Raw genomic sequence first — 13,231 nt, forward strand, 5'->3', positions numbered from 1 at the left:
TGCCGCATCAGAATTTCAGGCTCGCGCCCAGGGTGATGGAGCGACCGTAGCGGTAATAGCCGTTTGGCAGGCTGACGATGCCGTTGGTCAGCTTGGGCGCCTGCTCCGCATCGGTGAGGTTGTTGCCTTCGATGCTGATGCGTAGCGACTTGTTCACCTCGTAGGCGATCTGGGCGGTCACCCACGTCATCGAGTTGGCCATCTCGTTGAAGCCGGAGCCGATCACATTGGTGGCGGTGACGAAGGAATCGGTGTAGTCGGCCGTGGTGCTCATGCTCCATGGGCCGCGCTCGTACAGGATGCCGAACGAGGCGGTCGCCGGTGCGATGCCCTCGAGCGGGCGTTCGACGCCGCCTACCCAGCTCTTCGACAGGTTGCGCGTGTATTGCGCACGCACGCCGAAGCCGTTGTCGAACAGGTGCTGCAGGCCGATCTCCATGCCGCGCGCCTTGGCGCTGTCACCGTTGATGGGGCGCTGCACGTTGAACAGGCGCCCGCCGGGCGCGCCGATGTCCTGGCCCGTCAGCCAGAGGTTGGTGATCTGGTTCTTGATGTTCTTCTGGTAGACGGCGAAGGTCAGCGCGGAGCTCCTGGCGTAATACCATTCCAGCGACACGTCGGCTTGGCGCGCGGTGTACGGCTTCAGGTCGGCATTGCCGCCGTAGATCTGCGTGAAGTCGCCCCAGGAGATGCTGGCGGTGGTGCTGGACGGCGCCAGCTTGTCGACCGAAGGACGCGCCATCGTCTTGGCGGCGCCGAGGCGCAGCTGCAGATTGTCGGTGAGCGAATAGGTGAAGTTACCCGACGGCAGGGCGAAGGTATAGCTGGCGTCCTGGCGCACGACCGACGGATCGGCGTAGACGGCGGTGAAGTTGAACGCGCCGTTCTGGATGATGTCGTTGATCTTCGCGTCCCAGGCCTGGGCGCCGGTCCTGGTGCGCACGAGGCGCACGCCGACGTCCGCGAACCAGCGTTCGCCGGACATGTCCGCCTGCACGAAGGCGGTCGAGGTCTTTTCTTCCACGCGGTAGCTTTCCAGCGGGTTGAAGGCGGGCGCCGACAGGGTCGAGCTGTAGACGCCGCCGCCCGGACGCGGCTGGCCGTCGAGGCCGGCCAGCGCCTGCGCATAGCTGTTGACGTCGAAACCGAGGAAGCTGCGCGGGAAGTTGCCGCTCACGCCAGACAGGAAGCCGCCAGGGCTCAAGGTCTGGTTGATGACGTTGCCGCCGAGGGACCCCACGTTGACCGCGTTCTCGCCGGAGTAGTGATCCTGGCCCGCATTGAAGGCGTTGTTGATCATGTCGCGCGACTTCTTGCGGTTGGTCTGGCTCAGGCCGAACTTCAGGTTGTCGATGTTAAAACGGTCCACCTTCCAGTCGGCGTCCAGCGTCGCGCCGCCGATGCGGTCGTCGATGTTGTCGCCCGTGCGGCTGTAGAAGTGGGTGTTGAAATCGCTGGCGCTGAACAGGCCCTGGGCCAGGCCGGTCTGCAGGTCGCGGCCATCGGCCAGGGTGGTCGTCACGTCGGGCACGGCGGCGCCGGTGAGCCGGATGCGCGTGGCGTTGGGCTGGTTCATGCGCAGCACGACATAGCTGTCGTTGCCGCCGGAGTCGCGCTTCGACGTCGACAGGTAGACGTCGCCGGCCACCTTCAAGGTCGGCGACACCTTCCATTCCGCCCTGGTGCCGACCATCGCGGTGTCCACCACCCGGTACTCGGTCTTGTTCAGGACCTCCGGGTTGAGGCGCAGCTCGGGGTCGGTGCTGTCCAGGGTCAGGTCGGTCACCACGCCGTTGGAGACCTTCATGTCGGACCAGCGGCCCGGCGCGTAGAGCGGATAGTACGACAGCTGGTAGCCGACCTGCGGCGAGTCGAGCCGGGTCTTGAAGCCGTCGAAGATGACTTTCACGTCATTGGTGGGCCGCCACTCCACCTTGCCCGACAGCGCCAGGCGTTCTTTCTTCTCCATGATGGAACCGAAGCGGAACTGGCCCGGCCCGACCAGGCCTTCCTCGTCGGGGTCGAGCATGCCGTTGCCGTTGGGGTCGATGGCGCCGCCCCAGGCGTTGCCTCCCTCCCAGAACTGGCTCGGGTCGCTCGGGATGGCGTTGCGCGTCCAGCCGCCATCGTTGCCGGCCGTGTCGGTGCGCACGTCGCGTTTGGCATACACGAGGCCGAGCAGCACGCCGACCTTGTTGTCGAAGGTGTTGCTGTAGGTGCCCGACAGCTTCTTGCCGTTCAGGCTGCTCATATCGTTGTGGTCGCCCTCCAGGCGCAGCAGGCCGCGCTGGCCTTTCTGGTCGAACGGGCTGGCCGAGCGCAGGTTGACGAGGCCGCCGATGGCGCCTTCGATCAGCTGCGCCTGGGTCGACTTGACGACGTCGGCGCCGCTGATGACGTCGGCCGGCAGCACGTCGTAGGCGAAGTAGCGGCCCGCGCTGTCGGTGCCCAGCAGGCGGCCGTTGAAGGTGGTGATCGTGTAGTCGGGGCCGAGGCCGCGGATGCTGACCTTCTGGCCTTCGCCGCCGGCCGTGCGCGAGATCGACACGCCGGTGATGTGGCTGAGCGAGTCGGCCACGTTGTTGTCGGGGAAGCGTCCGAGCTCGGTCGCGCTGATGCTGTCCTGCACGACAGCCGAGTTGCGCTTGAGCGCCAGCGACTGTTGCAGGCTGGCGCGGGTGCCGGTCACGACGACCTGCTCGACCTTGTCGGATTCGAGCGGGGCGGCATCCGACTGGGCGCGGGCGGGCGCCGCGAGGGTGGCCAGGGCGAGCAGGCAGGCAGAAGTGAGCGGATTCAGCGCAAAGCGGGCATGGCTGGCGGCGTGAGAACGGAATTGCAGATGAGAACTCATTAAACGCTTCCTTTTTTATAGGTTTGTTGGAGCAGCACGGGCGATGCCGGGCACACGGGAAGGCTGTCCGGTTGCGGTCACTACCTGTCTCGGCCGGCGTGCGGACGAGTTATCGTGGGTTGATTCGTTCTTTCGTTTGGTTTCGTATGGTTTTCGCTTTGCGATACGGGTTTCGCTTCTGGACACATCGAAAGCGCGCCACGGTGCGCAATCCGTATGACGTTATTTAGTCTATAGCGAAATTCCGGGCATGACAAAGTATCTTTCGATCTTTTTCGAATTGCTTGTTGTATCGGTGTTAAATCGGTATTTGGCTTTCGATTCGAAAGCGGGTGGTCCGGGGCGGTCGCCGGTGCGCGATGGTGCGCGGGTCAGCGCTTGCGCAGCATTCCCGCCAGCGCCTGTGCTTCCAGCGGTCGCGCGCACAGGTAGCCCTGGTAGGCCTGGCAGCCGTTCGCGAACAGGAAGTCGCGCTGGTCCTCGGTTTCCACGCCTTCGGCCAGCACCTTCAGGCCAAGGCTGGCCCCCAGGGCGATGATGGTGCGCGCGATCACCGCGTCGTTCGGATTCGTGGTCAGGTCGAGCACGAAGGAACGGTCGATCTTGAGCATGTCGAGCGGCAGCCGCTTGAGGTAGGCCAGCGACGAATAGCCGGTGCCGAAATCGTCGATCGCAAAGGTCAGGCCGTGGGCCTTGAGGGCATTGATCTTGCCGATCGCGTCTTCGATGTCGTCCAGCAGCGAGCCTTCGGTGATCTCGAGCTTGAGCTTGCGCGGATCGGCGCCGCTCGGGCCGAGGCAGCCGAGCACCTGGGCCACGAAGGCCGGATGGTGCAGCTGGCGCGCGCTGACGTTGACGGAGATTTCCAGGTGCGCCGTTTCCGCCTGCCCGGCCCAGTCGGACAATTGGCGGCAGGCGCGTTCGAGCACCCAATGGCCGAGTGGAAGGGCCAGCCCGGTCTCTTCGGCGAGCGGGATGAATTCCACCGGCGAGACCGTGCCCCGCTTGGGGTGACGCCAGCGCACCAGGGCTTCGACGCCAACGATGCGGCCGTCGCGCTCGACCTGCGGCTGGTAGTGCAGGAAGAACGCATGGTCGCGCAATCCCGCGCGCAGGTCGTTTTCGAGCGTCAGGCGCGCCGCGGCGGCGGCTTGCAGGGAAGGATCGAAGAAGCGGACGGTGCCGCGTCCGGCCGCCTTGGCACGGTACATCGCCAGGTCGGCGCGCCTGAGCAGGTCGCCGGCATCGACGGCGTCGTCAGAAAAAACGGTGATGCCGATGCTGGCGCCGAGCTGCAGCCAATAGCCGTCCAGCTGGACTGGCTGGTTCAGCAGGTAGTTGATGCGTTCGCCTTCATGCTTCGCCTGGGCGCACGCCTGCTCCTTGTCGGCGGGCAGATTTTCCAGCAGCACGCCGAACTCGTCGCCGCCGAAGCGGGCGGCGACGACGTCGCTGGGAAGGCCGGCGACCAGCCGTATCGCCATCTGCTGCAGCAAGCGGTCGCCGACGGCGTGGCCGAGCGTCTCGTTGAGCGTCTTGAAATTGTCGAGGTCGATCAACAGCAGCGCCTTGCGCCGCGCATCGCCCCCTGTGTCGCTGCGCGCGGCGGCCAAGGCAGCCTCCAGGCGCTCGGTCAGGAACGCGCGGTTGGGCAGTCGAGTGAGCGTATCGTGGAAGGCAAGGTAGCGGATGTGGAGGTCGGCCGCATGCCGTTCGGATACGTCGATCACGGCGCCCACCACGCGCAAGGCCGTGCCGTCGCCGTCGCGCAGGATCTGCGCCCGGTCGTGCACGTGGGCCACGCTGCCGTCCTTGCGGATGAAGCGGTAATCGTCGCTCCAGTGGACGTCGCTGCCGCCATGGAGCGCATGGTCGAAGCGCGCGATCACGCGCTGGCGGTCGTCAGGATGGATGCGGTCCATCCACAGGGAGAGCGAAGCCTGGAATTCATCCGGCGCGTAGCCGAACAGCTCATGCAGGCTGGCGCCGAACCACAGGGTGTCGGTGCGCACGTCGAGATCCCAGATCGCGTCGCTGGTGACGCGGGCGACGATGCGCAGCCGTTCCTCGCTCTGGCGCAGCGCATCCTCGGTCAGCTTCTGCAGCGTGATGTCGCGCATATAGACTGCCAGCCCGGTCTCGGACGGATAGGCGCGCACTTCGCAATACAGCTGGAGCGCGGCGTGGAAGTCGTCGAAGGCGACCGTGCAGCGCTCGCGCATGGCGCGCCGCAGTTCTTCCCGCGCCGGCGGCGCGCCCAGTTCGGGAAACTCATCCCACAATACCTTGCCCAGCAACCCGGCGCGCGGCCGCCCGAACAGCTGCTCGGCTTCGCTGTTGAGGTAGGTGAAGCGCCATTCGCGGTCGACCGTGTAGAAGACATCGGTGATGCTCTCGAGCGTGGCGCACAGGCGCCGCGCCAGGCGCACGTTGGCCTGCTCGGCCGTGTGCCGTTCGGTCACGTCCTGCACCGAGCCGTAGTAGGCCGGTTCGCCGTCTCTTCCGTGCATCAGGTCGCCGCGCGCATGCACATGGCGCACCGCGCCGTCCGGCCATACCACGCGGTGTTCCATGTCGAGCGGCGTGCCGTACTGCAGGGCGTGCGCGATCTGGGCCTCGACGCTGTGCTGGTCGTCGGGATGCACGCGCGTGAACAGTGTCGCGAAGTCGGGATCGGGCGCGTCGGCGCAGATGCCGAACAGGGTGCGCATTTCATCCGAGACATACAGGCGCCGGTCCCGCACGCGCATCTCCCACAGGCCGACCTGGGCCACGCGCTGGAGAAAGTCGAACCGGTCTCCCAGCGTCGAACGTGGTGCCAGGGCGGGTCTGGTTGTCGGAGGAGGCATGGCGCAGCAGTCCGGGGCGTTGCGAACGCGACTGCGGAAAGCCTGGCGATATCGAGGGCAAGATCGGGCGCGGCGTCGAAGGCGGCGCGTGCGCGTGCGGCAGTCGAAAAGACACCTCCTTGTATCATCCCCGGCCATGCCGTGCAAGCGACGCTCCGATTCCCGGGCGCCGGAACGGCGAGGCCCCGCGCGCACGGTCGCCAGTGCCGCGTGTTGTAAGATTTGCATGTACATTTGTACGAATCTTCATTGCTGGGTTACAATACGCTTTTCTGCCGCCAGTCATGGCCAGGCATTCATCAATGTTTCCCCCCAATCGATGCGGCGCCGGGCGCGCGTGCAGGCATGGGGCGCGTTGAGCAGCGTTCGAGATCGCTGTCTTGTCCGGATCGACCCCATGCGCCAGGCAGGGCGCCCTGTGCGGCGTCGTCGCCGTGAAAGGCGACCCTGGTCCTGTATTCTCTGAACGATGACGTCATCGGCCTGGCCGTGTCACGCATCGGGGGTAATCGCAGGCCGCTTCGACCTCGGGAACTTACGTCGCGCGTCACATGTCGCCGATATCAAGCTCTGCTGCGCCGTCAATAGGCCGTAGGCCCGGGATTCCTCGTCCATTGCGCCACCGCCGGCCCGACGCCGGCCGTTGGGCGCCGATCATCACTCAGGAAATCTACGTGAACAAGTACTACACCATTACCCCGCAAGACCTCGATTCGCCAATGGCGGCATTGGCCGCGCGCATGAAAACGACGACGGCGACCGGCCTGTGCGCCGCCCTGGCCGGCATCGCGGTGCTCGCGTCCGGCCATGCGCATGCCCAGGAGGGCGACGCGGAAATCGCGAGCGCACAGGAAACGGCGAAGTCGCCGCTGACGATCGGCGGCGCGATCCGCTTCAATTACGGCCACAAGAGCTGGGACGACGAGCGCCGCAGCGGTTTTGTCGGCCTCGACACGGCGCGCCTGGACGTCAACTACGATGACGGCCGGATGATCGGCTCGGCCCAGTACCGCTACAACCGCTACCCCAAGGGGCAGGGCGACTACTGGCAGCATTTCCTGCGCCATGCCTGGGGCGGCGTGCGCTTCGACGACAAGAGCGAACTGCACGTCGGCCTGGACAGCAATCCCTTCGGCCTCCTGCCGTTCGCCTCGAACAACTTCTACGAGTCGATCGCCTTCTACGCCGGTTTCGAAGACAAGTACGACCTCGGCGTGAAGTACATCAGCCGTCCCGGTCCGGTCGAATGGCAGCTGGCCTTCTTCCCGCGCGATGGCGGATCCTACGGCGGCGGCAGCAATACGGCCGGCGCCTCGAACCGGTATTCCTACAATATCGTCAAGGATGACGACGAGCAGGGCTACGGCACCGGCCAGACCGACAGCGAGCGCAACACCCTGGTCGGACGCGTGGTATGGAACCTGGGGACGGAGCGCCGCCACGAGTTCGGCTTTTCCGGCCTGACCGGCGAGATCGACAATGGCCGCGGAACCGACACCCACCGGTACGCCGGGGCGGTCCACTATCGCGGCAACTATGGTCGCGTCAACGTGATGCTGCAATCGATGCGCTACCGCTACCGCACCGCGCACGGCCCCGAACAGACCTATGGCGGACTGGACCCGAACAGCTTCGTCCTGGTCGGCGGCTTCGGTTATCCATTCCCCGTCGCCTCCGCGGGCGACATCCATATCGCCAACGTCAGCTACGACATCCCCGGCAGGATCGGCCCGTTCAGCCAGTTCAAGGTTTACAACGACTACAGCGTGCTGAAAAAGCGCAGCGGCGCCTACCGCGACTCGGTGCAGAACGTGACCGGGATGAGCTTCGCGGCCGGGAAGTGGTCGTTCTATGCCGACCTGATGATCGGCAAGCACCACCCCTATATCTCGCCCGATCTCGGCGGCCTCGCCGCGACCTCGTCCGAACATCAGGGGTTCACGCGCCGGATCAATCTTCAGGCCGGCTATTACTTCTGACGCTGTCGGTCGGGGTCGTCCTCGCCGCAACCCGCGGTGCATCCAGTCGTTGTAACCATTAATGCAAATGAGTATAATTCTCATTTGCATTGACATCACTGACTGGACCCGCTCATGACCAAGCTTCGCCGCTCGCCCTCCATCCGTACCACCCGCCAATCACCCCTGTCGCTGCTGGTCGGCCGCGCATGGAGCACCGTGTTCGTCGCCGCGCCCGTCGCCCTGCTGGCCGGCGCCGCGCACGCCCAGGAAAGCGGGGCGCCGCAGATCGAGCAGGTGCTGGTGACCGGCGCCCGCACGCTCGACGAGGCGCCCTACATGAACGGCGGGGTGGCGCGTCGCGGCGGCCTCGGCGTGCTGGGCGCGGGCGACATCATGGACTCGCCGTTCAGCACCACCAACTACACCTCGCAGCTGCTGGAAGACCAGCAGGCGCGCACGCTGGCCGACGCGGTCGTCAACGAAGCCTCGGTGCGCGTGCAGACCTCGACCTCGGGTTTCAGCGATGACTTCCAGATCCGCGGTTTCAATGTGGGCAGCGGCGACGTCGGCGTGAACGGCCTGTACGGGCTCAGTTCCGGCAACCGCATGCCGGCCGCGATGATGGAACGCGTCGAAGTGCTGAAAGGCCCGGGCACGCTCATGTATGGCATCAGCCCTGGCGGCAGCATCGGCGGCAACATCAATATCGTCACCAAGCGCGCGGGCGACGAGCCGCTGACCCGCGTCACCGGCACTTTCGAGAGCAAGTCGATCTTCGGCGCCCACGTGGACGTCGGCCGCCGCTTCGGCGACGCCGGCGAATGGGGCGTGCGCTTCAATGGCGTCTACCGCAAGGGCGACAACACGCTCGACGCCAGCCAGACCGAATTCGGCCTGGCCGCGCTGGCGCTCGACTACCGTTCCTCGACGCTGCGCTGGGTGGTCGACGCCTATGCCCAGCGCGAGGACACCGACGGCTTTCGCGGCCAGTCCAGCTTCCGGCCCAACGTGACGCGCATTCCGGCCGCGCCGTCGGGCCGGCGCGCGATGTATCCGGGCGTCGAACTCACGATGCGCGATTCGACCGTCTCGTCGCGGATCGAATACGACCTCGCCCCGAACCTGATGCTGTACGCCGCCGCCGGCTACCACTACGGCGCCAGCGAGCAGGACTTTCCATCCGCGCGCGGCCAGGATGCGATCGACATGGCGGGCAATCTGCGCATCAGCAACGCCTGGTACGATGCCGCCACCCGCAACAAGACCGCCGAGGTGGGCGCCCGCGCCACCGTCGAAGGGCTGGGCGTGAAGCACCTGTTCACCGTCTCGGCCTCGCGCCTGGAGCAGGAAACCGGCAGCTTCTACTTGTCGGCGCCGGCCGCCACGGCGGTGAATTCGAACATCTATCATCCGGTTGCGCTGCCGGTCATGAGCGGCGAACGCCAGTCGCCCACCAAGACCTCGGGCACCGAGCTGTCCAGCGTCGCGCTCACCGATACCTTGTCCTTCCTCGACGACCGCCTGCTCGTGACCGGCGGCGTGCGCAAGCAGAAGGTGGTCGCCAGGAACTTCACGCCGGCCGGCGTCGGCACCACCTCGTACGACGAGAGCGCGACCTCGCCGCTGGTCGGCATCGTCGTCAAGCCCATGGCCAACGTGTCGGTGTACGGCAACTTCACCTCGGGGCTGACCCGCGGCAGCACGGCGCCGCTCGGCACGGCGAACGTGGGCGAGGTGTTCGCTCCGTATAAATCGAAGCAGTACGAGGCCGGCGTGAAGCTCGAGCAGGGCAAGCTCCTGAGCGGCATCTCCGTGTTCCAGATCGATCGTCCGAACGCCGTCACCGATCCGGTCACCACGATCTACAGCATGGACGGCAACCAGCGTAACCGCGGCCTGGAACTGTCGGTCATGGGCGAGGTCGTGCGCAACCTGCGCCTGATGGCCAGCGCGACCTTCTATGACGCCGAACTGCAGAAAACCGCGGGCGGCGTGAACGAGGGCAACGACGCCAACGGCGTGCCGAAGCGCGCCCTGAGTGCCGGCCTCGACTGGGATCTGGACGCGGTGCCAGGCCTGAGCTTCAACGCGCGCGCCATCCATACCTCGGACATCCCGTTCAATGCCGCCAACACGCTGCACCTGCCGTCGTGGACCCGGCTCGATATCGGCGCCCGCTACCGCACCAGCGTGATGGGCCGGCCGGTCATCCTGCGCGCCAGCGTCGAGAACGTCGCCGACAAGGCGTATTGGCTGGCCAACGGCACCTTCGCCACTGCGGCCGCGGCGCGCACGGCGCTGGTGTCGGCGCAGTTCGATTTCTAGGCGCGTCAGCGGGTCAGCGCCGCTGGCGCTCCCCGCGGCGGCCGTCGTCGCTGAAATTGCGCTTGCGCAGCGCGGTGACGAAGGCGTCGTTGATGGCGCCGAGCGAAGAAGGCTTGCGCACGAACTGCACCTTCAGGTCCTGCAGCCGTTCGGGCGACAGCATGTAGCCGCTGGTGAGCACCACCGGCAGCGCCGGATGGCGCTCGGCCAGCCAGCGCGCCAGCTCGATGCCGTCCATCTCTCCCGGCATCATCACGTCCGAGAACACCAGGTCGACCTCCGCCAGGTCGCAAGCGATCGCGGCAGCGGCGCCCGTGACCAGGCGCACTTCGACGCCCAGCGACTGCAGCAGCGCGCCGGTCGCGTCGGCCACGTCGGGGTCATCCTCGACGTACAGCACGCGCAGGCCGCTCAGGCCGTCGGCGCGCAGGGCGGATGGATCGATGCCGGGGGGCGCGGCCTGCTCCTCGCTGCGCGGCAGCAGGATGCCGATCGTGGTGCCGACCGGATCGCGCCGGATGAAGGCCAGGCCCTGGCTCTGGATGGCGAAGCCGTAGACCTGCGACAGTCCGAGCCCGGTGCCCTTGCCCATCGGCTTGGTGGTGAAGAAGGGCTCGAAGGCCTGGCGCGCCGTCTCCTCGCTCATGCCGTGGCCGTCGTCGCTGACGAGCAGGCCGACGAAGTCGCCGGCCAGGTGGCCGCCTTCCGGCAGCGCGGGGTCGGGCAGGGTCCAGTTGCGCGCCGCCAGCGTCAGCACGCCGCCGTCCGGCATGGCGTCGCGCGCATTGCCGGCGACGTTCAGCACCGCCGCGTCGAGTTGGGCCGGATCGACCACCACGCGCCACAGGCCGGGCGCGACGTCGCTGCGCAGCTCGATGCCAGGGCCCAGCGTGCGCAGGATCATGTCCGAGGTCGCGCGCAGCTGCGCGCGCAGGTCGACCGCGACGCTGGCCAGCGGCTGGCGGCGGGCATAGGCCAGCAGCTGCTGGGTCAGCGACGAGCCGTGGCCGGCGGCGCGCCGGATGCCGTCCAGCGCGCGCGTCACGCGCGCGTCAAGGCTGTTCGCCAGCAGCATGCGCAGCAGGGTCTCACTGCCGGCCACCACCTGCAGGATGTTGTTGAAGTCATGGGCGATGCCGCCCGTGAGCTTGCCGAGCGATTCCAGCCGGCGCGCCTCGGCCAGCGCCTGTTCGACCCGGCGCCGCTCGAGCACCTCGCGCTCTAGCGAAGCGGTGCGCCGCGCCACCGTCGCCTCGAGTTCGCCGGCATGGCCGGCCAGCTGCGCCAGCTGGTCGCGCACGGCGAACTGCAGGCGCCGCGTGCGCAGCGCCGAACGCAGCGCCATCGCCAGCGCCAGGCGCGCGGTAGGACGGATGAGCAAGGTCACGTTGCCGAGTTCGCCGAGGCGCCGGAAGCGGCCGTCGTCGACCTCGCGGCTGTCGGCGTCGGCCAGCACCAGGATCGGCAGGTCGGACCACGCCGGCTGGCGGCGCAGCCGGTCCGCGAGGTCCTGCAGCGCGCAGCGCGCCAGGCCTTCTTCGGTGATGACGACGGCGAGCGCGCCGTCGCCCAGCGCGGCGTAGAATTCAAGAGCGTCGGCGCAGGTCCTGGCCGCCACGCCCTCGTGCTCGACGATCGCGCGCAGGGCGGCGGCGTCGCCCGCCAGCGGGGCGAACACCACGACCGCTTGTGTCGCCTCAGGCGCCAAGGGCCGCCACCCCGATGTCGTCGTCCTTGCTCTGCACCCGATCACCGATGCGGATGCCGTCGTCGGTCAGCTCGAGCTCGCGGATCTCGTGCACGTGCGGTCCCTGGCGCTTCTTGAGCACGCACAGCGCCTTGCACACCACGTGGTCGCGCTCGTAGTAGCGCAGCGAGATGATGTTGTCGGTGATGATGCTGACAGCGTCCGGCTCCTTCGAGGTGTCCAGCCGCTGCGAATGGGCGCCGACGACGATCGACGACACGCTCATATTGCTCAGGTAAGAGAACAGCTCGTTCATCTGCGGCAGCAGCGACTTCTCTTGCCGGATCACGTCCAGGTAAGAGTTGATGCTGTCGATGATCACCAGCTTGACGTCGTGGTCTTCGACCAGGCGCCGCACGTTCCAGATGAATTCACCGGGCGAGATGCGCGATGGATTGACGCGGCGCAGGAAGAAGCGGCGGTTGTCGTCCGGATCCGCGGCATCGCCGGCGCCGGCGTCGCCGGTGTCGAGGTCGCGCACCGGCCCTTCGCCCATGTCCGCGACCAGGCGCGAACGCAGCGTCGATTCGGATTCGTCGAAATTGAAGTAGGCGACCCGCAGGCCCGACCTGACCGCCGACCGCGCATACTGCAGCGCCAGCGTGGTCTTGCCCACGCCGGACGGCCCCAGCACCATCGTCGAGCTGCCGGCGACCAGCGGGCCGCCGGCCAGTTCGTCGAGGGTCGCGATGCCGCTCACGATGTCGTTGCGCTGCGGCGGCCGGTGATGTTCCTGCGCGATCAGGCTCGGAAAGACCAGGATCTCGCCGGGAAGGATCTTGTAGTCGTGCCAGCCGCTCTGGAAACTGCCGCCGCGCATCTTGACGACGTGCAGGCGACGGCGGGCGGCGCCGAAGCTGCGTTCGACGTATTCCAGCGAAATCACGCCATGCACGGCGCTTTGCAGCTCGTACTCGCGGCCATCCGAAGTGATGTCGTCGAGCAGCAGCACAGTCGCACCGATGCGGCTGAGGCGCTCGCGCAGGGCGATGATCTGGCGCCGGTAGTGGGCGCTGTCGCGCGCCAGCAGCCGGATCTCGACCATCGAATCGATCACCACGCGCGCGGGACGGGTTTGCTCGACGCGGTCGGCGATACGGTTGACCAGCTCGACCAGCTCGCTGTCGGTCGGCAGCAGGATGCTCTGCGGCGCCGGCTGCGGCGGCAGCGGGATCATGTCGACGATCTCGACCCCGTCCAGGTTCCAGCCGTGGTTGGCCGCGGTGGCGCGCAGTTCGTCCTCCGCCTCGGACAGGCTCAGATACAGGCCGGCGTCGTCGCTGGCCACGCCCTCGATCAGGTAGCGCAGGCCGAGCGTGGTCTTGCCGGTGCCCGGCCGGCCTTCGATCAGGTGGATGCGGTTGCGCAGCAGGCCGCCGTGCAGCACTGCATCGAGTTCCGGGATTCCAGTAACAATGCGTTGCGGACAATGGGTCATATCGGTGTCGTGTATGGCTCGAAGGAGGCCTGCCACGTCGCGTGTGGGGCCTGAATT

At 67.0% G+C, this 13,231-nt stretch carries 6 protein-coding genes; 2 read left to right on the forward strand and 4 right to left on the reverse strand.

Annotated elements, in window-relative coordinates; all coding sequences use genetic code 11:
* Positions 1-7 precede the first annotated feature (7 nt).
* Together HMPREF9710_RS13225 and HMPREF9710_RS13230 are read right to left on the reverse strand one after the other, a co-directional pair.
* Entirely contained in the window at positions 8-2,854 is a 2,847-nt protein-coding gene (locus HMPREF9710_RS13225) for a TonB-dependent receptor (protein WP_005667087.1), read from the reverse strand.
* A 371-nt stretch (positions 2,855-3,225) separates the two neighbouring features.
* Positions 3,226-5,703 (reverse strand): sensor domain-containing protein, encoded by a 2,478-nt coding sequence (locus HMPREF9710_RS13230; protein ID WP_005667088.1) that lies wholly within the window; start codon positions 5,701-5,703, stop codon positions 3,226-3,228.
* 674 nt (positions 5,704-6,377) lie between these two features.
* On the opposite strand from HMPREF9710_RS13230, the gene HMPREF9710_RS13235 reads away from it, so the two are divergent.
* Entirely contained in the window at positions 6,378-7,682 is a 1,305-nt protein-coding gene (locus HMPREF9710_RS13235) for a hypothetical protein (RefSeq protein WP_005667089.1), read from the forward strand.
* A gap of 114 nt (positions 7,683-7,796) precedes the next feature.
* On the forward strand, positions 7,797-9,989 hold the full coding sequence (locus tag HMPREF9710_RS13240; protein ID WP_005667090.1) for a TonB-dependent receptor: 2,193 nt from the start codon (positions 7,797-7,799) through the stop codon (positions 9,987-9,989).
* Positions 9,990-10,002: 13 nt separating this feature from the next.
* Here HMPREF9710_RS13240 and HMPREF9710_RS13245 read toward each other — a convergent pair whose 3' ends face one another.
* Positions 10,003-11,670: a response regulator gene (locus HMPREF9710_RS13245; protein WP_051205080.1), complete on the reverse strand. Its 1,668-nt coding sequence runs from the start codon at positions 11,668-11,670 to the stop codon at positions 10,003-10,005.
* A gap of 16 nt (positions 11,671-11,686) precedes the next feature.
* Entirely contained in the window at positions 11,687-13,174 is a 1,488-nt protein-coding gene (locus HMPREF9710_RS13250) for an ATPase domain-containing protein (RefSeq protein WP_051205081.1), read from the reverse strand.
* Positions 13,175-13,231 lie beyond the last annotated feature (57 nt).

It is taken from the genome of Massilia timonae CCUG 45783 (genome assembly GCF_000315425.1).
Classification (GTDB): Bacteria; Pseudomonadota; Gammaproteobacteria; order Burkholderiales; family Burkholderiaceae_D; genus Telluria; species Telluria timonae.